This is a genomic window from Kitasatospora sp. NPDC058444 (genome assembly GCF_042721415.1).
Classification (GTDB): Bacteria; Actinomycetota; Actinomycetes; order Streptomycetales; family Streptomycetaceae; genus Kitasatospora.
Genome location: NZ_JBHXLL010000001.1, coordinates 344,817 through 366,962 on the forward strand (window position 1 = coordinate 344,817; position 22,146 = coordinate 366,962).

20 protein-coding genes and 2 riboswitches are annotated in these 22,146 nt (G+C 73.3%); of the genes, 14 read left to right on the forward strand and 6 right to left on the reverse strand.

The window, feature by feature from the left end; all coding sequences use genetic code 11:
- Positions 1-7: 7 nt before the first annotated feature.
- Together ACFWP2_RS01590 and ACFWP2_RS01595 are read right to left on the reverse strand one after the other, a co-directional pair.
- A complete protein-coding gene (locus tag ACFWP2_RS01590; RefSeq protein ID WP_316520844.1) occupies positions 8-817 on the reverse strand; it encodes a c-type cytochrome in 810 nt (269 codons plus the stop codon).
- A gap of 187 nt (positions 818-1,004) precedes the next feature.
- Positions 1,005-1,625 (reverse strand): heme-copper oxidase subunit III, encoded by a 621-nt coding sequence (locus tag ACFWP2_RS01595; protein ID WP_049651835.1) that lies wholly within the window; start codon positions 1,623-1,625, stop codon positions 1,005-1,007.
- A gap of 397 nt (positions 1,626-2,022) precedes the next feature.
- Here ACFWP2_RS01595 and ACFWP2_RS01600 point away from each other — a divergent pair, with 397 nt between their 5' ends.
- The 3 genes from ACFWP2_RS01600 (at position 2,023) to ACFWP2_RS01610 (ending at position 5,305) form a co-directional block, all read left to right on the forward strand.
- Positions 2,023-2,448 carry a hypothetical protein gene (locus tag ACFWP2_RS01600; protein ID WP_380447139.1) on the forward strand — a complete coding sequence of 142 codons (426 nt, stop codon included), beginning with the start codon at positions 2,023-2,025 and terminating at the stop codon, positions 2,446-2,448.
- 117 nt (positions 2,449-2,565) lie between these two features.
- Positions 2,566-3,642 (forward strand): anthranilate phosphoribosyltransferase, encoded by a 1,077-nt coding sequence (trpD, locus tag ACFWP2_RS01605; protein WP_380447141.1) that lies wholly within the window; start codon positions 2,566-2,568, stop codon positions 3,640-3,642.
- 110 nt (positions 3,643-3,752) lie between these two features.
- Positions 3,753-3,871: riboswitch (SAM riboswitch) on the forward strand.
- Between the two features lie 51 nt (positions 3,872-3,922).
- Complete coding sequence (locus ACFWP2_RS01610) at positions 3,923-5,305, forward strand: aminotransferase class V-fold PLP-dependent enzyme (RefSeq protein WP_380447143.1); 1,383 nt, start codon at positions 3,923-3,925, stop codon at positions 5,303-5,305.
- 3 nt (positions 5,306-5,308) lie between these two features.
- Here the strand turns inward: ACFWP2_RS01610 and ACFWP2_RS01615 are convergent, their stop codons facing one another.
- Both ACFWP2_RS01615 and ACFWP2_RS01620 read right to left on the reverse strand, forming a co-directional pair.
- Complete coding sequence (locus ACFWP2_RS01615; protein WP_049651832.1) at positions 5,309-5,590, reverse strand: Lrp/AsnC family transcriptional regulator; 282 nt, start codon at positions 5,588-5,590, stop codon at positions 5,309-5,311.
- Positions 5,591-5,630: 40 nt separating this feature from the next.
- A complete protein-coding gene (locus tag ACFWP2_RS01620; RefSeq protein ID WP_380447145.1) occupies positions 5,631-6,413 on the reverse strand; it encodes a rhomboid family intramembrane serine protease in 783 nt (260 codons plus the stop codon).
- 201 nt (positions 6,414-6,614) lie between these two features.
- Here ACFWP2_RS01620 and ACFWP2_RS01625 point away from each other — a divergent pair, with 201 nt between their 5' ends.
- From ACFWP2_RS01625 to ACFWP2_RS01650, 6 genes are all read left to right on the forward strand, one after another.
- Positions 6,615-6,878 carry a hypothetical protein gene (locus ACFWP2_RS01625; protein ID WP_360353827.1) on the forward strand — a complete coding sequence of 88 codons (264 nt, stop codon included), beginning with the start codon at positions 6,615-6,617 and terminating at the stop codon, positions 6,876-6,878.
- A gap of 143 nt (positions 6,879-7,021) precedes the next feature.
- Positions 7,022-8,449, forward strand: a complete 1,428-nt coding sequence (locus ACFWP2_RS01630; RefSeq protein ID WP_380447490.1) for an NYN domain-containing protein — start codon at positions 7,022-7,024, stop codon at positions 8,447-8,449.
- Between the two features lie 197 nt (positions 8,450-8,646).
- The gene (locus ACFWP2_RS01635; RefSeq protein ID WP_380447147.1) at positions 8,647-9,684 is read left to right on the forward strand and encodes an NlpC/P60 family protein; all 1,038 of its coding nucleotides are present in this window, start codon (positions 8,647-8,649) and stop codon (positions 9,682-9,684) included.
- 338 nt (positions 9,685-10,022) lie between these two features.
- Positions 10,023-10,176, forward strand: a riboswitch (cyclic di-AMP (ydaO/yuaA leader).
- Between the two features lie 10 nt (positions 10,177-10,186).
- Positions 10,187-11,317, forward strand: a complete 1,131-nt coding sequence (locus ACFWP2_RS01640) for an NlpC/P60 family protein (RefSeq protein ID WP_380447149.1) — start codon at positions 10,187-10,189, stop codon at positions 11,315-11,317.
- 274 nt (positions 11,318-11,591) lie between these two features.
- Positions 11,592-12,638, forward strand: a complete 1,047-nt coding sequence (locus ACFWP2_RS01645) for an NlpC/P60 family protein (RefSeq protein WP_380447151.1) — start codon at positions 11,592-11,594, stop codon at positions 12,636-12,638.
- A gap of 149 nt (positions 12,639-12,787) precedes the next feature.
- Entirely contained in the window at positions 12,788-13,837 is a 1,050-nt protein-coding gene (locus ACFWP2_RS01650; RefSeq protein WP_380447153.1) for a hypothetical protein, read from the forward strand.
- On the opposite strand, the gene ACFWP2_RS01655 is transcribed toward ACFWP2_RS01650, so the two are convergent.
- Positions 13,838-15,208, reverse strand: a complete 1,371-nt coding sequence (locus ACFWP2_RS01655) for a glycosyltransferase 87 family protein (RefSeq protein ID WP_380447155.1) — start codon at positions 15,206-15,208, stop codon at positions 13,838-13,840. It abuts the gene before it with no gap.
- Positions 15,209-15,424: 216 nt separating this feature from the next.
- Between ACFWP2_RS01655 and ACFWP2_RS01660 the strand changes: the two genes are divergently transcribed.
- Positions 15,425-16,561 carry a glycosyltransferase family 4 protein gene (locus tag ACFWP2_RS01660; protein WP_380447157.1) on the forward strand — a complete coding sequence of 379 codons (1,137 nt, stop codon included), beginning with the start codon at positions 15,425-15,427 and terminating at the stop codon, positions 16,559-16,561.
- A 54-nt stretch (positions 16,562-16,615) separates the two neighbouring features.
- Here the strand turns inward: ACFWP2_RS01660 and ACFWP2_RS01665 are convergent, their stop codons facing one another.
- Positions 16,616-18,409 (reverse strand): AMP-dependent synthetase/ligase, encoded by a 1,794-nt coding sequence (locus tag ACFWP2_RS01665; protein WP_380447159.1) that lies wholly within the window; start codon positions 18,407-18,409, stop codon positions 16,616-16,618.
- 359 nt (positions 18,410-18,768) lie between these two features.
- Between ACFWP2_RS01665 and ACFWP2_RS01670 the strand changes: the two genes are divergently transcribed.
- The 4 genes from ACFWP2_RS01670 (at position 18,769) to ACFWP2_RS01685 (ending at position 22,124) form a co-directional block, all read left to right on the forward strand.
- A complete protein-coding gene (locus tag ACFWP2_RS01670; protein ID WP_359897082.1) occupies positions 18,769-19,203 on the forward strand; it encodes an SRPBCC family protein in 435 nt (144 codons plus the stop codon).
- 25 nt (positions 19,204-19,228) lie between these two features.
- Positions 19,229-20,401, forward strand: coding sequence for an ArsA family ATPase (locus ACFWP2_RS01675; RefSeq protein ID WP_380447161.1), 1,173 nt, complete (start codon positions 19,229-19,231; stop codon positions 20,399-20,401).
- 116 nt (positions 20,402-20,517) lie between these two features.
- Positions 20,518-20,988 carry a DUF5304 family protein gene (locus tag ACFWP2_RS01680; protein ID WP_380447163.1) on the forward strand — a complete coding sequence of 157 codons (471 nt, stop codon included), beginning with the start codon at positions 20,518-20,520 and terminating at the stop codon, positions 20,986-20,988.
- 191 nt (positions 20,989-21,179) lie between these two features.
- On the forward strand, positions 21,180-22,124 hold the full coding sequence (locus tag ACFWP2_RS01685; protein WP_380447165.1) for an ROK family glucokinase: 945 nt from the start codon (positions 21,180-21,182) through the stop codon (positions 22,122-22,124).
- Positions 22,125-22,146: the final 22 nt, after the last annotated feature.

Sequence of the window (22,146 nt, forward strand, 5' to 3'; positions counted from 1 at the left end):
TCGTGGCTCATGACTTCTTGGCCTTGGTGGTGTGGGCGGCGACCCAGATCGCGACCGCGATGAGCGTGCCGAGGCCGAAGATCCAGCCGAACAGACCCTCGGTCACCGGACCGAGGCTGCCCAGGGTGAGACCGCCGGGGTTGGGCTCATCGTTGGTGGTGTGGCGGACGAAGGCCACGATCTGCTTCTTCTGCTCCTCGGGCATGGTGGTGTCCGGGAACGACGGCATGTTCTGCGGGCCGGTCTGCATGGCCTCGTAGATGTGCTTGGCGTCCACGCCCTCGAGCGACGGGGCGTACTTGCCCTTGGTCAGGGCACCACCCTGGCCGGCGAAGTTGTGGCACTGGGCGCAGTTGGTGCGGAACAGCTCGCCACCCTTGGAGATGTCCTCGGGGTTGGTCGAGGTGAACTGCTCCTCCGTCGGGGTCACCGGGCCGGGACCGAGGGAGGCGACGTAGGCGGCGAGCTGGTCGATCTCGGCCTGCGAGTAGATGTTCTTCTTGCGCGGGACCTGGGCGCCGGGCTGCTGGGCGGGCATGCGGCCGGTGCCGACCTGGAAGTCGACAGCGGCGGAGCCGACGCCGACCAGGCTCGGACCGTCACTGCTGCCCTGGCCGTTCAGGCCGTGGCAGGAGGAGCAGCCCACGGCGAAGAGCTTCTTGCCCTCATCGATCGCGAGCGACTGCGCGGCGACGTCGGCCTGCGCCTTGTCGGCGGGCGCGAACGCGGCGTACAGCCCCCCGGTTGCCGCCAGGGCGAGAAGTAGGACGACCAGCGCCGCCAATGGGTGGCGCCGTCGTGCGGAGAGCTTTTTCACGGAATAACCCCGGTGTCAGGATCTGGTCGACTGGTGGGTGCACCCGGCGGCCGGTCTGGCCGGCACGAGGCTGCCTGTCTAGGGCTGCGCGCGCGGTCGGTCGGTGGGAGCGTCGGCACCGGCAGAAGCGGCCCGTCGCCGGTGAGGGCGGGGGCCGCAGCCGGTGGCCAGCGACCTGATCAGCTGGTTACTTGATCAGGTAGATGGTCGCGAACAGGCCGATCCACACGACGTCGACGAAGTGCCAGTAGTACGACACGACGATCGCGGCGGTGGCCTGCTCGTGCGTGAAACGCTTGGCTGCGTACGTCCGTCCCAGGACCAGCAGGAAGGCGATCAGACCACCCGTCACGTGCAGCCCGTGGAAGCCGGTGGTCAGGTAGAACACCGTGCCGTACGGGTCGGAGGACAGCGACAGGCCGTCCTTCTTGACCAGCTCGGTGTACTCGAAGACCTGGCCGCCGATGAAGACCGCGCCCATGGCGAACGTGAGGATGAACCACGCCCGGAGCTTCTTCACGTCACCGCGCTCGGCGGCGAACACGCCGAGCTGGCAGGTGAGCGAGGAGAGCACCAGGATCGTGGTGTTGACCGAGGAGAAGGGCACGTTGAGGGCGTGGGCCTTCTCGGTCCAGAACTCCGGCCCCTTGACGGAGCGGAGCGTGAAGTACATCGCGAAGAGGGCCGCGAAGAACATCAACTCGGAACTGAGCCAGACGATCGTTCCGACGCTGACCATGTTCGGCCGGTTGACCGATCCGTGCGCGTGCCCGGTTTCTACTGCTGTTGCTGTCGCCACGACGGACATTATGTCGGTCCCTTATTCCGTCTTCACGTCGGGGGGTGTCCCTCGGAGTGTCCGGTGCGTGCGGTATGCCCGCTTGGGGGGTGGTGCGGTGCCCGGATGGCGGCTGAGCAGCGGCGTGTCCCTTTTCTGATGGTTCCTCGGAGGAGCCCGCGACCCCGTTGCCCCGCGCGTCGCTGCACGGTCGGAGTAGCCGCGGGAGGTAAGGGGACGGGCGCCCGGGTCGGCCGTACGGGTGGACTGGACGGGGCCGGGTGACGGGGCGTCCTCCGGGCGGGTGAGCCCGGGGCGCGGCGGCTGGAGGAGGAACGTGCGCGAGGGGGACTCGGCGGGGCGTGATCGGGAGTAGCATCCGGATCAGGCGAACGTGGTCCGGATCACACTTGAGGGAGCAGGGTCCATGGCGTACACGACCGATGAGACGCTCACCGTCCTCGTCTACAGCGACGACCGCAACACCCGCGAGCAGGTGCTGACGGCGCTCGGCCGCCGGCCCGCCGAGGATCTTCCGGAACTGTCCTACCTGGAGTGCGCGACCACCCCCGCGGTGCTCAAGGCACTGGAGAAGGGCGGAGTGGACCTCTGCGTGCTGGACGGCGAGGCGGTTCCGGCCGGGGGGCTGGGGCTCGGGCGCCAGCTCAAGGACGAGATCTACGGCTGCCCGCCGGTGCTGGTGCTGATCGGCCGGCCGCAGGACTCCTGGCTCGCCGCCTGGAGCCGGGCGGACGCCGCCATCTCCCACCCGGTGGAGCCGGTGGCGCTGGCCGAGGCCGTCGCCACCCTGCTGCGGGCGCGGCTGGCGAAGCGGACTCCGGCCGTCCGCTGAATTCCGCCCGGCAACTGGAAAAGAGAGGGGTAGAAGCTCCCGCTCCGCTCGATAGGCTGGCTCCATCCGTACGGACGTCCCCGCGGAGCGGGGAACCGACAACAGCTGGAGTCAGCCATGGTGAACGTGAACCCTGCGAACGGCGGTAGCGACCCCGCGCAGGTGGTCCGCACCTGGCCGGACATCCTGGCGGCGCTGTTGCAGGGCGAGGACCTCGACCGGGCGTCCACCGCGTGGGCGATGGACCGGATCATGAGCGGCGAGGCGTCCCCCGTACAGGTGGCCGGGTTCATGATCGCCCTGCGGGCCAAGGGCGAGTCGGTCGAGGAGATCTCCGGCCTGGTCGACGCGATGTACGCGCACGCCGAGCCGCTGGAGATCCCCGGTCCGGCGGTGGACATCGTCGGCACCGGCGGGGACCGGGCGAAGACCGTCAACATCTCCACCATGTCGGCGATCGTCGCGGCGGCCGCCGGCGCCAAGGTGGTCAAGCACGGCAACCGGTCGGCCTCCTCCACCAGCGGCTCCTCGGACGTGCTGGAGAAGCTCGGGGTGGCGCTCGACCTGTCCTCGCGGCGGGTCGCCGAGGTGGCCGAGGAGGTCGGGCTCACCTTCTGCTTCGCGGCCAAGTTCCACCCCTCGATGCGGCACGCCGCCACCGCGCGGCGCGACCTCGGGGTGCCGACCTCCTTCAACATCCTCGGCCCGCTGACCAACCCGGCCAAGGTCACCGCGCACGCCATCGGCTGCTTCGACACCCGGCTCGCCGGGCTGATCGCCGGGGTGCTGGCCGAGCGGGGGGCGACGGCGCTGGTCTTCCGCGGCGACGACGGGCTGGACGAGCTGACCATCACCACCACCTCGCAGGTCTGGCTGGTGCGCGACGGGGTGGTCACCGAGACCGCCTTCGACCCGCGGGACGTCGGTATCGAGCTGGTCGGCATCGAGGCGCTGCGCGGGGCGGACGCCTCGTACAACGCCGAGGTCGCGCGGCGGCTGCTGGCGGGGGAGCACGGGCCGGTGCGGGACGCCGTCCTGCTGAACACGGCGGCGGCGCTGGTCGCGCTGGACCTGGGCGACGCGCCGCTCACCGAGCAGCTGGCGGCCGGCATGGAGCGGGCCGCGCAGGCGATCGACTCCGGTGCCGCGCAGGACCTGCTGCGGCGCTGGTCGGAGGCCACCAGCCGGATCTGAGGCGGAAGTTGGGGGAAGCCCGTGCCGGTGCGCCGGCCCGGGCTTCCGTGCTGTCCGGATGCTGGAAGCCCGTTTGACCACCCGGTGGACGCGGCCTAGAGTCTTCGCCAGGTCATGAGTGACAGCGCCAAGCCCCAGCTGGCTGTCCGGCAACCCTCCGTCCGTGGCGGGGTGCCCTGGGTGAGGACCGGGTCGTCACGGCAAACCGTCCGTGCGACAAGCGCGGACGCCCGACGACTGGCACTCCCGGGGTCCCTTGCCCCAGAAGGAGTGCATCCCCATGTCCTCGCTCGCCACCGAAATCCGCACCCCGCTCGCCGTCCTCGGCGCCGACGTCCAGGTTCCGCTCGCCAACGGTGAGAAGGTCGGCTACGCGGCGCTCGACTACGCGGCCAGCTCCCCGGCGCTCCAGCGGGTGTGGGACGACGTCGCCGCCTACGCGCCGTACTACGGCAGCGTCCACCGCGGGGCCGGGTACCTCTCCCAGCTGTCCACCGACCTGTTCGAGCAGAGCCGCCGCACCGTCGGCGAGTTCCTCGACCTGCGCGAGGGCGACCAGGTGGTCTTCACCCGGGCCACCACCGACTCGCTCAACCTGCTGGCCGCGGCCGTTCCGGCCGGCACCCGGGTGTTCGCGTTCGAGACCGAGCACCACGCCTCGCTGCTGCCCTGGGCGCACGCCGGACTGACCGTCACCTACCTGCGGGCGCCGCGCTCCCGCGCCGAGGCGGTGGCCGCGCTGGACGCCGCGCTCGCCGAGGCGTCCGAGGGCCCCAAGCTGCTCTGTGTCACCGGCGCCTCCAACGTGACCGGCGAGCTGTGGCCGGTCGCCGAGCTGACCGCGACCGCGCACCGGCACGGCGCCCGGGTCGTGCTGGACGCCGCCCAGCTGGCGCCGCACCACCGGGTCTCGGTGCGCGAGCTGGACGTCGACTGGATCGCCTTCTCCGGCCACAAGATCTACGCGCCGTTCGGTGCCGGGGTGCTGGCCGGCCGGGCGGACTGGCTGGACGCGGCCGAGCCGTACCTGGCCGGCGGCGGGGCGACCCGGACGGTGGCCCGGGAGAGCGACGGCTCGGTGGCCGTGCAGTGGCACACCGGCCCGGCCCGGCACGAGGCCGGCTCGCCGAACGTCATCGGGGCCTACGCGATCGCCTCGGCCTGCCGGGCGCTGACCGAGGCCGGCTTCGACGCGCTGGAGGCCCGCGAGCAGCAGCTGATCGCCCGGCTGACGGCCGGGCTGGCCGAGATCCCGCAGGTCAAGGTGCTGAACCTGTTCGGACCGGACTCCGCCCGGGTGGGCGTGCTCTCCTTCGTCGTCCGGGGCTGGAACAGCTCGCACTTCTCGGCCGCGCTGTCCGCCGAGTACGGCATCGGGGTGCGCGACGGGCTGTTCTGCGCCCACCCGCTGGTGCGCACGCTGCTCGGGGACGAGGACGTCGCGCCGTCCGAGTGCGGTGCGCCGGAGCCCTCGCTGCCGGGCGAGCGCAGCCTGAACGCGATCCGGGTGAGCTTCGGCGCCGGGACGCCGGACGAGCACGTCGACCGCTTCCTGACCGCCGTCCGGGAGCTGGTCACGGACGGCGCGGCCTGGAGCTACCGCAACGAGGGCGGACGCTGCGTCGCGACCGTGCAGATCGACAGGGGCCGTCGGGACGGCTGAGCGCTACTCGTCCAGGCCGAGGGCGAAGGCGGCTTCCAGGTCGTGCTGGGAGTAGGTGCGGAAGGCGATCTGGGTCTCGGTGTGGGCCACGCCCGGGACCTTGTTGAGCCGGCCCGGGATGACCTCGGCCAGGTCGTCGTGCCGGCGTACCCGCACCATCGCCACCAGGTTGTAGCCGCCGGTCACCGAGTAGACCTCGCTGACGCCGTCGATGGCGGCGATGGACTCGGCGATCTCCGGGATGCGGTCGACACTGGTCTTGATCAGGACGATGGCGGTGATCACAGTCGGGCTCCTTTGTGAGGTGCCGCCAGCGTATCGGGCGTCAGCCGGGGCGTCGCGGGGGGTGGCGAACCACGGTGCAGCCGTAGAGGAACCCGGTCGAGAAGCCGATCACGTGGACCAGGTACGCCACCCCGGGCCCGGCCGAGTGCACCGACCACCACTGCAGGGCGAACCAGAGGCCGAGCACCAGCCAGGCGGGGAAGCGCAGCGGCAGGAAGCACAGCAGCGGGACGAGGGTGGTCACCCGGGCCCGGGGGTGGAGGCGCAGATAGGCGCCGAGGGCGGCGGAGATCGCCCCGGAGGCCCCGATGAGCACCCGGGTGGAGTTCGGCGAGTGCGCCTCGGCGAGCGCGAAGCCGTACGTGGTCAGGCTGCCGGCGGCCAGGTAGAAGAGGGCGTACCGGGCCCGGCCCAGCCGCCGTTCGACGGTGGGGCCGAAGACCTGGAGGAAGAGCAGGTTCCCCAGCAGGTGGAGCCAGCCGGCGTGCAGGAAGAGCCCGGTGAGGACGGACAGGGCCGGGTGCTTGCCCGGGGTCGCGGCGGCCGGGCAGCCGGGGACGGGGTCGGGGGCCTCGGCCAGCTGTCCGGCGGTCAGCGGCCGTCCGGCCAGCACCTCGGCCGGGACGGCGCCCCAGCGCTGCTCGTACCGCTGCTCCGCGCAGACCCGGGCCTGGCCGCTGCCGTACAGCGGGTTGAGCCCGGCGGCCGGGCCGAGCAGGAAGACCAGGGTGTTGAGGGCGATCAGGGCGTAGCTGACCGCCGGGACGGTCGCCGCCGGGCTGCCGCCCCGGGCGGCGGTGTGGTCGGGGACCGCGAACGCCATGCGGCCAAGCATCCCTCCGGGCACCGCAGGTGACACGGCGGTTTACGGCAGGTGGACTAGCCGAGGTGTTCGGGCGACCGGTGGTCGCGACGGTTGCCCCAGGCAATAGGCTTGGGGCGGGCATTCCCGCCTCCCGCCGCCGATGCCGGGGCTCCGGGGGGAGCGCCTAGCCCACCCAGGGACCACCCGAGAGGATCCCCGATGACCGTCCCCGCTCTGACTGCCGAGACGCGCTGGCGCTGCACCCTGTGCGGCAACCTCACCCGCTTCGACGTGACCCGCACCGCGCGGGTGACCGAGTTCCTGCACTTCGACCTGGCCGGCGAGTCCAAGGTCGAGGAGACCGAGGTGCTGAGCGAAACCATCGAGTCGGTGCGCTGCCGCTGGTGCAACGCGGTGGACCAGGTCGAGCTGGTGGCCCGCCCGGGCGCCGAGGGGGAGCAGGCCCCCGCCGAGCAGGGCTGATCCCCGCCGCCGCGGCGGGTGGGTGCCCGGCGCACCCGCCCGCGCCGCGAGGGACAATGCAGAACAACAAGACGCACGGAGCGTGACGACGGGGGGCGGTCGCGGCCGTGCCCCGCTGGACCAGGATCGGAGCCGAGGACGTGGTGGACGCAGCGAAGGAGCCCGGCGAAGCCCAGGGGCTTCAGCCCGCTGCGGCCGAGGCCCGGGCCGAGGCGGCCGGAGCGCCGGACGACTCCTCCGAGCCCGCGGCGGAGCGCGCCGTCGAGAAGCTCGACCGGCCGCTGCCGGAGGGCGTGCGCCGGCGTGTGGTCGGGCTGGCCTCGGACGCGCTCAGCGGGCTGCCGTCGGGCGAGCTTCCGCAGAGCCTGCGTCAGTACGTCAAGTTCACCCCGGCGCGGCGGGCCAAGTACGCGGCCACCGCGCTGGCGGCGGCCCTGGAGGCGGAGCCGGCCTTCCGGGTGCGGATAGCGGAGCGGCTGCGCCTCGGGCAGCCGGACCTGGTGAAGGCGCTGGAGTCGGGCACCGTTCCGAGCGCCGCCGATCCGATGGACGTCGCGGCCGCCGCCTACCTGGTGCGTTCGGCGGGCTGGAGCCGGCTGGTGGCCGAGGCCGGCGAGGAGGCCGAGCGGGCCGGTGCCGAGGACGCGGCCGCGGAGGCGGCCCGGCTGGTGGAGAAGCTGCAGGCCGAGCTGGCCGAGGTGCGGGCCTCCGCGCGGGTGGACCTGGACCGGCAGCGGGCCGAGTCCGACGGGGTCCGCAAGGAGGCGGAGTCGCTGCGCAAGAAGGTGCGGTCGCTGGAGAGCGACACCCGCCGGGCGCAGGCCGAGACGCGCCGGGTGGCCGGCGAGCTGGAGGCCCTGAAGGCGCAGGCGGCGGCCGAGCGCGGTGCGGCCGAGACCGAGGCGCGCAGACTCAGGCACCGGGTCTCGGAGCTGGAGACCGCGGCCGAGCAGGGCCGCCGGTCGGCCCGCGAGGGGCGCAGCGTCGAGGACATGCGGCTGCGGCTGCTGCTGGACACCGTGCTGCAGTCGGCCCAGGGGCTCCAGCGGGAGCTGGCGCTGCCGGTCTCCCAGATCCGCCCGGCGGACCTGGTGGAGGCGGTGGTGCCGGGGGCGGCCTCGCCGCACGACGTGGCCCGGCGGGGGCTGGCCGAGGACGATCCGGCGCTGCTGGACCAGCTGCTGGCGATCCCCCAGGTGCACCTGGTGGTGGACGGCTACAACGTGACCAAGACCGGCTATCCGACGCTGCCGCTGGAGCAGCAGCGGATCCGGCTGCTGGGCGGGCTGGCGATGCTGGCGCAGCGCACCCAGGCGGAGGTCACCTGCGTGTTCGACGGGCAGGACCTGGACGTCCCGGTGATCATGGCGCCGCCGCGCGGGGTCCGGGTGCGGTTCAGCCGGACCGGGGAGACGGCCGACGAGCTGATCCGCCGTCTGGTGCGGGCCGAGCCGCAGGGCCGTCCGGTGGTGGTGGTGTCCACCGACCGGGAGGTCGCGGAGGGCGTGCGGAAGGCGGGCGCGCGCCCCGTGGCATCGGTGCTGCTGCTGAACCGGCTGGCGCGCCCCTGACCCCGGCCGGCCGTGCGACGCCTGCTCAGGAGCGTGTCCGGGGCGGTGTGCCGGTCCCGTGAATTCGGTGTGCGGACCGGAGTTCACGCCTTCGGGGGAGTGGCAAAACGGATAGATCTTCACTAGGGTCTGGCGTCAAACCTATTTTCCGGAATCTCATCCCATCAGGTGAGTCCGATGAAGAAGGAGCCGGTCCCTTGGCCTCCCACCGCCGTCCCAAGCAGCCGAGCCGCGCGCGGATCTCCGTGCTCACCGCTGCCGCTGCGACCGCGGTCGCCCTCTCCGCCCAGGTGGCCGCGCACGCCGCGCCGCAGCCGAACAAGTCGGACGTCAAGGCGCAGATCGACCAGCTCCAGGAGGAGCAGGAGCAGGCGGCGGAGAAGTACAACGGCGCCAAGGAGCGGGCCGACCAGCTGCGCAAGCAGGCCGACCAGCTGCAGGACCAGGTGGCCCGCAGCCAGGAGCAGATGACCCAGCTCCAGGGCGGCCTCGCCGAGGTGGCGGGCGAGCAGTACCGCTCCGGCGGCATCGACCCGTCCGTCCAGCTGATGCTCTCCTCCGACCCGTCCGGCTACCTGGAGAAGGCCTCCACCGTCCAGCAGGCCAGCACCAGCCAGGCCGAGGCGCTCAAGGGGCTGCTGGACCAGCAGCGCCGGCTGGACCAGGAGAAGGCCGAGGCGGCCGCCGTGCTCGCCTCGCTGGACACCACCACCAAGGACCTGAACCAGGCCAAGGCGGACGTCAACACCAAGCTGAAGACCGCCCAGGACCTGCTGAACTCGCTGAGCGCCGCCGACCGCGCCGCGCTGAAGGCCCAGCAGGCGCAGGACGACCGCGCCTCGCGGGGCAGCGATCGGGTCGACCTCGGCAGCCTGCCGCCGGCCAGTGGCTACGCGGGCGTGGCGGTGTCCAAGGCGATGGGCAAGCAGGGCTCGCCGTACGTGTGGGGCGCCACCGGCTCGACCACCTTCGACTGCTCGGGCCTGATGGTCTGGGCGTACGGGCAGGCCGGCGTCTCGCTGCCGCGCACCTCGCAGGAGCAGGGCCACTACGGCACCCGGGTGCCGTCGCTGGACCAGGCCCAGCCGGGCGACCTGGTGATCTACGGCTCCGACATGCACCACGTCGGGATGTACATCGGCAACGGCATGGTGGTCCACGCGCCGCACACCGGTGACGTGGTGAAGGTGATGAAGGCCGACGCGATGTCGATCAACACCATCCGCCGGGTCTGACGGTCCGACACGCCCGCGGGGCTCCTCCGGGGCCTGTGAAAAGCGCCACCCCTCCGACGGGGTGGCGTTCGGCTTCGCGTGCCCTTTCGCGACCACATGCTGAGAATCGATCAGCCTTGCGTGCGCCAGTGGTCACCATCGGTCATATTCACAAAAGAACTTGGGAAATCTTCGGTCTTTTTTCTGACAAGGATTTGAACGGATCACGGTTCAGTTACTAGGGTCGTGCTCTGAACCACCGCACTGTCGATCGCCCAGCCAGGGTGGCGGCGGTGGTTACCGCCGAGTTCGCGAGGCAGCGGGGCAGGTCGAAGCGACTGCCCGACAGGGGAGCCCAGTGGTCGGGGGCGCTGCGGAGCGGAGCCGGGGAACCACGTTCCTCCGGGGTGAATCGGCGCCAGGTCGGCCGTTGGAACGGCCGTGAGGCGCCGTAGGGCATGCTTCCGGCCCGAACCCGTCAGCTCACCCGGTAGGCGGACGTAGGAAGAAGGAGTCCGCCTTCGTGGCGTCCCATCGTCGTCCCAAGCCCGCAGGCCGCGCCCGGGTCTCGATCCTGACCGGTGTCGCCGCAGCCGCCGTCGTCCTGTCCGCGCAAGGCGCCCACGCCGACCCGCAGCCGACCAAGGAACAGGTCAAGGGGCAGGTCGACCAGCTCAACGAGCAGGCCGAGGTCGCGACCGAGAACTACAACGCCGCCCAGGCCAAGCAGCAGGAGCTGGAGAAGCAGGTCTCCGGCCTCCAGGACCAGGTGGCCCGTCAGCAGGCCCAGGTCACCGAGCTCCAGGGCGGCCTGGCCGAGATCGCCGGCGAGCAGTACCGCAACGGGGGCATCTCCCCGACCGTCCAGCTGATGTTCTCCTCCAGCCCGGACACCTTCCTCAGCCAGGCCGGCGCGCTGAACCAGGCCGGCAGCACCCAGAAGGGTCAGCTGAAGGAGCTCCAGGAGCAGCAGCGCAAGCTCGACCAGGACCGCAACGAGGCCCAGGGCAAGCTCGCCGAGCTGGAGTCGACCACCCAGCAGCTGAAGGCCTCCAAGGACGAGGTCCAGGGCAAGCTGAAGGCGGCCCAGGACCTGCTCAACACGCTGACCGAGCAGGAGCGCCAGGCGCTGCGCCAGGCCGAGGAGAAGGCCGCGGCGGACGCCAAGGCCAAGGCCGACGCCGCCGCCCAGGCCCAGCAGCAGGCCGACCGCGCCTCGCGCGACAACAGCCGCGGCGACCTCTCCGCCCCGTCGACCACCGCTCCGACGACCACCGCTCCGGTGAAGGTGGCCCCCGGCAGCTCGCGTGGTTCCGCCGCTCTCGCGGCCGCCGCGTCCAAGGTCGGCAGCCCGTACGTGTGGGGCGCCACCGGCCCGGGCTCCTTCGACTGCTCCGGCCTGATGGTCTGGGCGTACAACCAGGCCGGCGTGTCGCTGCCGCGCACCTCGCAGGCGCAGGCCTCGGCCGGCACCCGGATCGGCTCGGACATCTCCCAGGCCCAGCCCGGCGACCTGCTGATCTTCTACAGCGACGCCCACCACGTCGGCATCTACGCCGGCAACGGCCAGGTGCTGCACGCTCCCAAGCCGGGTGCGTCGGTGCGCTACGAGGCGGTCACCAACATGCCGCTGACCTCCGTCGTGCGGGTCTGATCCCCGCTCGGACGCTTCCAGGCCCGGTCTCCCCCAGGGGAGGCCGGGCCTGCGGCATTTCCGGGGCTTTCCCGCGGCTTCTTCCCGGGGCTTCCTCCCGGGGCTTTCCCCGCGAGTCGATCTGATGTCCGATAAGGGGTCGAATATTCGGGTTGGTGAGGGTTTGGACTCGCCTGCCCGGACTCGCTAACGTCTGCCACCGGACTCCCGCTCGACGGCCGCCCCTCCCGGTGCGGCGGCGGGGGCCCACCGCAGGATTGGAGCCGCTGCCGCCATGCCCGTGCACCGCCGTTCCCAACTGCTCACCCGGGCGCTGGTGCTGACCGCGGCCGCCGCCACCGCCCTGGGCGTGGCCGCCGGAGGCAGTGCCCAGGCCGCCCCCGGCAGCCCGGACCCGGGCGACCGCCAGGACGTCAAGACGCAGGTGGAGCAGCTGTACGACGAGGCCGAGCAGGCGTCCGAGAGGTTCAACGCGGCGCAGGAGGCCCAGCGGCGGCTCCAGGGCGAGACCACGATCCTCCAGGGCGAGATCGCGCTGGCCCAGGACCAGCTCAACGAGCTGCGCGGCGACCTGGCGACGGTGGCCGGGGCCGAGTACCGCGGCGGCGGGATGACCCAGACGGCCCAGCTGATCCTCTCCTCCGACCCGGAGGGCTACCTGGCCCGCGCCCGCACCCTGGACCAGGCCGCCACGCGTCAGCAGGAGACCCTGCACGAGCTGGTCACCCGGCAGCGCCGGCTCGACCAGCGCCGCACCGAGGCGGCCGGCAAGCTCGCCGAGCTGGACGAGACCCGCCGCTCGCTCGCCGACAGCAAGCAGCAGGTCCAGCAGCGGCTGGCCAAGGCGCAGAAGCTGCTGAACGGTCTGGGCGCCGCCGAGCGGACCCGGCTGACGGTGCAGGACGCCCGGGACGCCGAGCGGCGCGCCACCCGGGGCACCGACCGGCTGGACCTCGGCACCGCCCCGCCCGCCTCCGAGCGCGGGGCCGCCGCGCTGGCCGCCGCGGTGCGGATGATCGGCTCCCCGTACGTCTACGGGGCCACCGGCCCGCACGCGTTCGACTGCTCCGGTCTGATGTACTACAGCTGGCGGCAGGCCGGAGTGACCCTGCCGCGCACCTCGCAGGCCCAGGCGCACGCCGGGCAGCGGATCAGCCTGTCCGAAGCGCGACCGGGAGACCTGGTGATCTTCTACCGGGACATGCACCACGTCGGCATGTACGCCGGCGGCGGCGTGATCGTGCACGCTCCCCGCCCGGGCGCCAAGGTCCGCTACGAGAGCGTCACCGCCATGCCGGTCACCGGGGTGGTCCGGCTCTGAACGCCCCGCCGTCCGGCCCCGCCGGCCCCGAGGAGATACCCCGCCCCCGCCGGACGCTGTCCCGGCGGGGCGCGCTGCTGCTCGCGGCCGGCGGGCTGACCCAGCTGTCGCTGCCCTCGGCCGCCCCGGCGGCGCCCGCGGCCCGCTCGGTGGACCGGCAGGCCGAGGTGGCCGCCGCACTGGCGCAGCGGGCGCGCGCGGCGCCGCCCTGGGCCGGGCTGCCGGTGGCCGAGGCCGGGTACCGCAACCTGGTGCTCGCCGCCTCCGGCGGGCCGCAGCGGCAGACGGCCGCCGCCGAGCTGGCGGTGCGGATCGCCGGGTACGACGAGTACCCGGTGGTGTATCCGCGCCGGATCGAGCTGGTCCGGGCCGGTGACGGCTGGCGGGTCGAGCGCGAGGAGAGCGCGGGCGGGCCGCCCGCGCCGTGGGACTTCGGGCCGCTGCGGTCGGCTCCGGGCGCGCACTGCCTGGTGGTCGGGCCGGCCGCCGGCCCCGACCCGGCCGAGCTGGTCGCGGTGGGGGACCGCGCGGTGCCCGCCGTCACCGAGGTCTGGGGCGGTGCCTGGACGCAGCGGCTGCTGCTGGAGCGGCCCGCCACCGAGGAGGCGTTCGCCCGGCTGCTGGAGGGCGACCCGGACGGCTGGACGGGCATGGCGGCGGTCACCGTGGCCGCCCCCGGCGCGCCGTGGCACACCCCGGCCGACCGGGTGCTGGTCAACCCGGAGGCGTACGGGCGGCTCAGCGGGTTCGGCCGCCAGGTGGTGATCACCCACGAGGCCACCCACGTCGCGACCAGGGCCGACACCCGGGCCTGGACCCCGCTCTGGCTCTCCGAGGGCGTGGCCGACTGGACCGCGTACCGCGACTCGGGCCGCACCCCGCAGCAGATCGCCCCCGAGCTGGCCCGGGACGTCGCCGCCGGGAGGACGCCCGCCGCGCTGCCCGCCGACCGGGACTTCGCCGCCGGGGCCGCCGGCATCGCCCAGGCCTACGAGCAGTCCTGGCTGGCCTGCGAGCTGATCGCCCGCACCCACGGGCCGCAGCGGCTGGTCGCCCTCTACCGCGCGATCGGCGCGGCCGACGGGCAGGGCGAGGACCGGGAGCGCCGCACCGACCGGCTGATGCGCCGTGAGCTGGGCGTCGGGCTGGAGGAGTTCACCCGGCTCTGGCGGGAGCGGGTGGCGGGGCTGAAGGGCTGATCAGCGGCGCGTCCGGGCCGGGGCGCCCGGGTGGTCGATGCCGTCCAGCAGGTCCTGCTCGTAGGCGATGCCCGGGCGCACCGGGTAGCCGGCGGACGGCAGGGCGGCGGGCTCGCGGTCCAGCACCACGGTCGGCGGCAGCGGCGCCTCGCCGCGGGTGGAGCGCCAGAGCCGGACGCAGGAGAGCAGGGTCGCGGCCAGCAGCAGCAGGTTGCGCGCGGCCAGCACGGTGACCGCCACCGGGTCGCTGGCCAGGATCTGGGTGAACATGGTCGGGAACTCGACCAGGGTCAGCGGGCAGGCCAGCAGGATCAGCACCGCCACCGGCCGCTGGCTGCTGTTGCGCACGGTCAGGCAGACCGCCGCGACGCCGATCAGCCAGACCAGGTACTGCGGGCTGATCACCCGGCTGGTCACCACGAAGATCAGCAGCGCGCACAGCGCCGCGTCGTACATGGTGGCCGCGTTGCGGCGCTTGGAGGTGTAGCGCCACAGCAGCAGCCAGGCGAAGCCCAGCACCGTGCCGGCCATCATCACCTTGCTGATCACGCTGACCCACGGCCCGAGCATCTCCGGGGAGCCGTAGTTCATCGTGACCTTGCCGTCCCAGCCGCCGGCGATCCGGGCGAAGTGCAGCGGCAGCGCGCCGAGCGACTCGACCTCGATGCCGCGGTCCTTCTGGAAGGCCAGGAACTCGAAGGCGCCGTTCATCCCGGCCGTCAGCAGGAAGCCGATCGAGACCGCGGTGGCCCCGGCCAGCGTCCAGGAACGGCGGGTGCGGCGGCCGGAGGGGGTGCCGATCAGCCCGAGCAGCGGCCAGATCTTGACGATGCCGCCGAGGCCCAGCAGCAGCCCGCCGACCGCCGGGCGGCGGATCAGCGCCAGCAGACCGGCCAGGGCGATCGCGGTCACGATGACGTCGAAGCGGTTGTAGATCATCGGGCCGAGCAGCGGGACGCCCACCACCCACATCCAGGCGCCGGTCAGCGCCCGGCCCCGGCGCAGGCCGGTGCGCACCAGCAGCGCGGCCGCGGCGGCGTCGGCGATCCCGCAGATCACCCAGAACGAGACCAGGTACGACCAGGGCAGCAGGCCCGGCAGCAGGATCACCAGGGCGGCACCCGGCGGGTACTGCCAGGTGACGTCGTCGAACGGGAAGGTGCCGGTCTGGAGCACGCCGTACCAGGCGTGGTAGATCATCCAGACGTCCGCGGTGACGTCGCCGCCGGGCGCCTTCAGCACGCCCGTCGCCAGCAGCACCAGCAGCGCGCGGGTGGCGACCCAGGTGGCGCCGAGCGCGGCGAGCGCCCCGAGCGGGCGGCCGAGGCGGCCGCGCGAAGAACCGGGCTCGGTGGCCGGGGCCAATTCCACTGCGCTCCCTCGTTCGTCTCGGACGTCCCCACCGGAGGCGTCGTAGAGACGGACGCCCGGGCCGCGGTTCCACCGACGGCCTAGGTACTAGGACTGACCCGGGGGTCAAACGGTTGCCGTACGCGGTTCCGTTCCCGGCGGGTCATGGTGTTGACCTATCGTACGGATCACCCAGCGGTACACCGCGCACCCCCCGACCGAGCGAGCCGTGGCCTGATGCACAGAACCTTGATCGTCACCAATGACTTCCCGCCCCGCCCCGGTGGCATCCAGGCCTTCGTGCACAACATGGCCGTCCGTCAGCCCGCAGGCAGCGTCGTGGTGTACGCCTCGACCTGGCGGGACGGCAGCGAGGTGGCCCGCTTCGACGCCGAACAGCCGTTCCCGGTGATCCGGGACCGGACGAAGGTGATGGTTCCCACACCGCGGGTCACCCGGCGGGCCGCCGAGATCCTGCGCGCGGAGAAGTGCGACTCGGTCTGGTTCGGCGCCGCCGCGCCGCTCGGGCTGATGGCGCCCACGCTGCGCGGGGCCGGGGCCGGGCGGCTGCTCGGCATGACCCACGGGCACGAGGCCGCCTGGGCCCAGCTGCCGGTCTCCCGGCAGCTGCTGCGCCGGATCGGCGCGGGCACCGACGTGCTGACCTACCTGGGCGAGTACACCCGCTCCCGGATCGCCGCCGCGGTCGGACCGCAGGCCGCGGCCCGGATGGTCCAGCTGCCGCCGGGCGTGGACGAGACGACCTTCCACCCCGGCTCCGGGGGCGCCGAGGTGCGCCGCCGGCTCGGGCTGGCGGACCGGCCGGTGGTGGTCTGCGTCTCCCGGCTGGTGCCGCGCAAGGGCCAGGACACCCTGATCGAGGCGATGCCGCAGATCCTCGCCGACGTGCCGGACGCGGTGCTGCTGATCGTCGGCGGCGGCCCGTACCGGGCGGACCTGGAGAAGCTCGCCGACGCCACCGGCGTGCGGGCCTCGGTGCGGTTCACCGGCTCGGTGCCGTGGGAGGAACTGCCCGCCCACTACGGGGCCGGGGACGTCTTCGCGATGCCGTGCCGCACCCGGCGCGGGGGGCTGGACGTCGAGGGCCTGGGCATCGTCTACCTGGAGGCCTCGGCGACCGGCCTGCCGGTGGTCGCGGGGGACTCCGGCGGGGCGCCGGACGCGGTGCTGGAGGGCGAGACCGGGTACGTGGTGCCCGGCGGCTCGGCCTCGGCGGCGGCCGAGCGGATCGTGCGGCTGCTGCGCGACGAGGAGCTGCGGCGGCGGATGGGCGAGGCCGGGCGGCGCTGGGTGGAGCGCTCCTGGCGCTGGGACCTGCTGGCCGGGCGGCTGACCTCGCTGCTGGCGGCGTAGCCGGTACGGCGAAGGGCCCCGGGGACGCCCCGGGGCCCTTCGCCGTACCCGCGGCTACTTCTTGTAGATCGCCTCGATGTCGGCGGCGTAGTCCTTGAGCACGACGTTGCGCTTGAGCTTGAGCGAGGGCGTCAGGTGGCCGCTCTCCTCGGAGAACTCGGTGTCCAGCAGACGGAACTTCTTGACCGCCTCGGCGTGCGAGACGGCGGCGTTGCCGTCGTCCACCGCCTTCTGGAGGGCGGCCAGCAGGTCCGGGTCCTCGGCGAGGTCGGCGACGGTGGCGCCGGCGGGCTTGCCGTTGAGCTCCTTCCACTTGGGGAAGAACTCCGGGTCGACGGTGATCAGGCAGGCGATGAAGGGCTTGCGGTCGCCGACCACCATGACCTCGCCGACCAGGGCGTGGGCCCGGATCCGGTCCTCGATCACGGCGGGGGCGACGTTCTTGCCGCCGGCCGTGACGATGATCTCCTTCTTGCGGCCGGTGATGGTCAGGTAGCCCTCGGAGTCCAGCGAGCCGATGTCGCCGGTGGCGATCCAGCCGTCCTTGAGGGTGTCGGCGGTGGCCTGGGGGTTGTTCCAGTAGCCGGTGAAGACGTGCGGGCCCTTGAAGAAGACCTCGCCGTCCTCGGCGACCCGCACGGAGGAGCCGGGCACCGGCTGGCCGACCGTACCGATCTTCTGCTTGTCCCACGGGTTGAAGGTGGTGGCCGCGCAGGTCTCCGTCAGGCCGTAGCCCTCCAGGACGGTGAAGCCGATGCCCCGGTAGAAGTGGCCCAGGCGCTCGCCGAGCGGGGCGCCGCCGGAGATGGCGTGGGTGGCCCGGCCGCCGAGGGCGGCGCGCAGCTTGCTGTAGACCAGCTTGTCGAAGACCGCGTGCTTGAGCCGCAGCACCAGCCCGGCGCCGCCGGTGTCCATCGCCCGGCTGTAGGCGATCGCGGTCTCGGCGGCCTTGTCGAAGATCTTGCCCTTGCCGTCGGCCTGGGCCTTGGCGCGGGCGGTGTTGTAGACCTTCTCGAACACCCTGGGCACGCCCAGGACCAGGGTCGGCTTGAAGGAGGCCAGCTCGGCCGTGACGTTCCGGACGTCGGAGACGTGGCCGAGCTTGATCGGGGCCATCGCCGGGCAGATCTCGACGATCCGGGCGAACACGTGGGCCAGCGGCAGGAAGAGCAGGACGGAGCTCTCGCCGGTGCGGAACAGCGGGGCCAGGCGCTCGATGACGTTGCCGCACTCGGCCAGGAAGTTGCCGTGCGTCAGCTGGCAGCCCTTCGGGCGGCCGGTGGTGCCCGAGGTGTAGACGATGGTGGCGACGTCGTCGGGGCCGGCGATCCGGCGGCGCTCGTGGATCGTCGCGTCCGGGACGTCCTGCCCGGCCGTGGCCAGCGCGGCGATCGCCCCGCCCTCGATCTGCCAGCTGAGCTTCAGCTCCGGCAGCCGCTCGCGGACCTCGTCGACCACCCGGACGTGCTGCTCGGTCTCGGTGACCACGGCGACCGCGCCGGAGTTGCCGAGGATCCACTCGACCTGCTCGGCCGAGGAGGTCTCGTACACCGGCACGGTGATCGCGCCGGCCGTCCAGATCGCGAAGTCCAGCAGCGTCCACTCGTACCGGGTGCGGGACATGACGGCCACCCGGTCGCCCGGCTCGACGCCGGAGGCGATCAGGCCCTTGGCGGTCGCGTGCACCTCGGCCAGGAACTGGACCGACGTCAGGTCCTGCCACCGGCCGTCCACCTTGCGGCTGAGCACGGCGACGTCCGGATGCTCCTCGGCGTTCCGGTGGACCGGGTCGGCGAGGTTGCCGTTGCTCGGTACCTGGTAGAGGGCCGGAAGGCTGAAGTCGAGCAAGACTGCTCCTCGTTCGCGACGCTGCGGGACGGCAGGACGTTACTGCCCGGTAGGCAGCTTCGACCAGAGGGGTCGGCTCCGGTGTTCGAAGTGTCACACCCGGCCGGGTCCGACCAGGCCGTGACCGGGTCGTTCGAATGGCACCCTACGACAGCGCACGGCGACCGGCCGGTAACGTGCCTGGTCGCCCGGCGTCCGCCCGCACCACGGCCGCCCACCCGCACCACGGCCGCACCCGCCGGGCACGGCCCGCGCCGCCGCACCGCACGCCGGGCGCGATAGCCTGCTCCGGGCGGACCCGGGCCGAGCGCGCCCCGGCCGGACCGGCAGGCAGAGGGACGAGGCGGAGGGCCATTTCCATGGCGGAGCACACCAGGTCGAGCATCACCATCGACGCGACCCCGGCCACGGTCATGGCCGTGATCGCCGACTTCGCCGCCTACCCGGCCTGGACCGGGGAGGTCAAGGAGATCGAGGTCCTGAAGGCCGGCGAGGACGGCCGCGCCGCCGAGGTCCGGCTGCTGCTCGACGCCGGCGCCATCCGCGACGAGCACGTCCTCGCCTACACCTGGGACGGCGACCGCGAGGTCTCCTGGACCCTCGTCCGCAGCCAGATGCTCCGCTCGCTGGACGGCTCCTACACCCTCGCCCCGCTGGCCGGCGGCCGCACCGAGGTGACCTACCAGCTCGCCGTGGACGTCAAGATCCCGATGCTCGGCATGATCAAGCGCAAGGCCGAGAAGGTCATCATCGACCGCGCCCTGGCCGGACTGAAGAAGCGCGTCGAAGGCTGACGCGGCCGAACGGGGGACGGACGGAATGACGGCGACACGCACCATCCTGGTCAGCGGCGACGCGGGGGCGCCCACGGTCGCCGCCGCCACCGCCCTGCACGCCGCCCGGCGCGGCCACCGCACCTGGCTGCTGGCCGCCGACGACCCGCACCGCGCCCTGGACTCGGCCCTCGGCACCCGGCTCGAACCCGAACCGGTCCTCCACGCACCGGGCCTGACCGTCTCCCGGATCGACGAGCAGGCCGCCTTCCGCTACGCCGTCGGCGAGCTCACCGGCCGGCTCAAGCCCGCCCTCGACCTGCTCGGCGCCGAACAGCTCGACCCCGAGGAGCTCACCGCCCTCCCCGGCATCGCCCGGCTCGCCCTGCTGCGCGCCCTGCCCGCCGCCGACCACGACGTCCTGGTCGTGCTCGCCCCACCGCCCGCCGAGCTGATCGCCACCCTCGCCCTGCCCGAGCAGCTCGCCCGCTACCTGGACCGGCTCGTCCCCGAACAGCGGCAGGCCGCCCGGGCGCTGCGCCCGCTGCTGGCCGGGCTGGCCGGCGTCCCGATGCCCGCCGACTGGCTGTACGAGGGGCGCACCAAGGCCGCCGCGGCGCTCGCCGAGTCCCGTGCCGCGATCACCGGCCCCGGCACCAGCGTCCGGCTGGTCGTCCCGGCCGACGGCCACCCGTACGGCGAGCTGCGCCGGATCCGGGCCGGACTCGCGCTGCACGGGCACCGGCCGGACGCCGTGGTGGTGCACGGCGCGCTGCCCGGGGCCGCCGCCTCCTCGCCCGACCCCTGGCTGGCCGCCCTGGCCCGGCGCCGGCAGGAGGAGCTGACCGGGCTCGCTGCCGAGACCGACGCCCCCGTGCTGGTCACCGGCCTGGCCGAGGCCACCCTGGAGGCCGTCGCCGACCGGCTCTACGGGGACGGGGACGGTCCCGAGCGGCTCGCCCCCGAGCCCTGGCCGGTCGAGGACCGGCTCGCCGAGGAGGGCCTGCTGGTCTGGCACCTCGACCTGCCCGGCGCCGACCGCTCCGAGCTGGACCTGGTCCGCCGGGGCGACGAACTGGTGGTCGGACTCGGCACCCACCGCCGGGTGCTAACCCTGCCGTCCGCGCTGCGGCGCTGCACGGTGGCCGGGGCGGGGCTGCACGACGGGGTGCTCTCGGTGCGGTTCGCACCCGACCCGGCGCTCTGGCCCCGGGGCTGACGGGCGTTCGGCGGGCGTTCGGCAGGGGGCCGGCGGCTTTTCGGGGTGCCCGGCCGGTCGGGTAGCGTCGGGCCGAAGGGCCGCGGGGTGCGGCCACGGCTGAGGAGGCGCCCGCGATGACCAGCACTGACGACCGCACCGAGCCCGGCGACCGTACCGAGTCCGGCGACCGTTCCGAGCCCGGCGGTGGGCAGGACGGTGGGCAGGACGGCCAGGGGCACCCGTTCGGGCCGGAGCTGGGCCCGCTGGTGGACGAGGTGCGCCGGTTCGCCGGCGCGCTCGGCGAGAAGGCCCAGGAGGCGAGCGCCACCACCCTGATCACCCTCTCCGGGCTGGCCGACCGGCTGCGCACCCAGCAGCCGGAGGTCTACTCCCACCTCGCCGCCGCCGGCACCGGGCTCGCCGCCGCGGGCGCCGAGCTGCTGGCCGCCTACCGCGCCGCCGTGGCCGGGCACGAGAGCCGCTGGACCGCCGGGCCGGGCGCGCCGACCGAGCGGATCGACCTCGACGGTGATCTCGACGGCGATCTCGACGGCCACCTTGACGGCGGCTTTGACGAGGCTGACGGGCCGTCCGCCAAGCAGTGAAACCGTGACTTTCGGAGGGTGATCGTCCTGCTCTCGTACGTCACGAAGAAGGAGATTAGATACGACTTTTGAAGCATCGCGGCCCGGTTGTCCCAGGATTGTCTTCGGATAATGTATGCGAGGCTGTGTACGGGGGCCGGGTTGGGCGGTAGCGTTCCGTCCAGCGGAACGAGTGAATAGCTGAGGGACACATGGCTCTGACCATCGGCGTCGATGTCGGCGGGACCAAGATCGCGGCAGGCGTGGTCGACGAGGCGGGCGCGATCCTGGCCCGGACCAGGGTGCCCACCCCGGCCGACCCGCAGTGGGCGGTCGACGCCATCGCGCAGGCCGTGCGCGAGCTGAAGGACGAGCACCCCGGTGTCACGGCGGTGGGCGTCGGCGCCCCCGGCTTCGTCGACAGCAACCGCTCGACCGTGATCTTCGCTCCCAACATCGACTGGGAGAACGAGCCGCTGCGCGGCCGGATCGAGGAGCTCACCGGCCTGTCCACCGTCGTCGAGAACGACGCCAACTGCGCGGCCTGGGCCGAGTTCCGCTTCGGCGCGGCCGCCGACCACCGCGACATGGTGCTGATCACCGTCGGCACCGGCATCGGCGGCGGCATCGTCCTGGACAGCCGGCTCCACCGCGGCCGCTTCGGCGTGGCCGGCGAGATCGGCCACCTCAACATGGTCCCCGACGGCCTGCTCTGCGGCTGCGGCGGCAAGGGCTGCTGGGAGCAGTACGGCTCCGGGCGCGCGCTGCGCCGCTACGGCCGGGAGAAGGCGGCCGCCGACCCCCAGCGCGGCCACCGGATGCTGGAACTCAACGACGGCGTGGCCGAGACCATCCGCGGCATCCACATCACCCAGGCCGCGGAGGAGGGCGACCCGCTCGCCCTGGAGTGCTACGCCGAGCTGGCCGACTGGCTGGGCCGCGGCATGGCCGACCTCGCCGCGCTGTTCGACCCGGGCGTCTTCGTGCTCGGCGGCGGCGTCTCCGACTCCGGCCGGCTGCTGCTCGACCCGGTCGCCAAGGCCTTCGAGCACTACCTGACCGGCGGGGTGCACCGCCCGCGTGCCGAGGTCGTGCTGGCCTCGATGGGCTCCGCCGCCGGCATCGTCGGCGCGGCGGACCTCGCCCGCACCGACTGAACGGCTCCCAGCCCGCCGGCGG

Coding starts and splice junctions, on each gene's coding strand:
- ACFWP2_RS01670 (WP_359897082.1), top strand. CDS start 18,769: ATGGCGGAGCACACCAGGTCGAGCATCACCATCGACGCGACCCCGGCC.
- ACFWP2_RS01600 (WP_380447139.1), top strand. CDS start 2,023: ATGGCGTACACGACCGATGAGACGCTCACCGTCCTCGTCTACAGCGAC.
- ACFWP2_RS01625 (WP_360353827.1), top strand. CDS start 6,615: ATGACCGTCCCCGCTCTGACTGCCGAGACGCGCTGGCGCTGCACCCTG.
- ACFWP2_RS01685 (WP_380447165.1), top strand. CDS start 21,180: ATGGCTCTGACCATCGGCGTCGATGTCGGCGGGACCAAGATCGCGGCA.
- ACFWP2_RS01680 (WP_380447163.1), top strand. CDS start 20,518: ATGACCAGCACTGACGACCGCACCGAGCCCGGCGACCGTACCGAGTCC.
- ACFWP2_RS01675 (WP_380447161.1), top strand. CDS start 19,229: ATGACGGCGACACGCACCATCCTGGTCAGCGGCGACGCGGGGGCGCCC.
- ACFWP2_RS01645 (WP_380447151.1), top strand. CDS start 11,592: ATGCCCGTGCACCGCCGTTCCCAACTGCTCACCCGGGCGCTGGTGCTG.
- ACFWP2_RS01595 (WP_049651835.1), bottom strand. CDS start 1,625: ATGTCCGTCGTGGCGACAGCAACAGCAGTAGAAACCGGGCACGCGCAC.
- trpD (WP_380447141.1), top strand. CDS start 2,566: ATGGTGAACGTGAACCCTGCGAACGGCGGTAGCGACCCCGCGCAGGTG.
- ACFWP2_RS01660 (WP_380447157.1), top strand. CDS start 15,425: ATGCACAGAACCTTGATCGTCACCAATGACTTCCCGCCCCGCCCCGGT.
- ACFWP2_RS01620 (WP_380447145.1), bottom strand. CDS start 6,413: ATGGCGTTCGCGGTCCCCGACCACACCGCCGCCCGGGGCGGCAGCCCG.
- ACFWP2_RS01610 (WP_380447143.1), top strand. CDS start 3,923: ATGTCCTCGCTCGCCACCGAAATCCGCACCCCGCTCGCCGTCCTCGGC.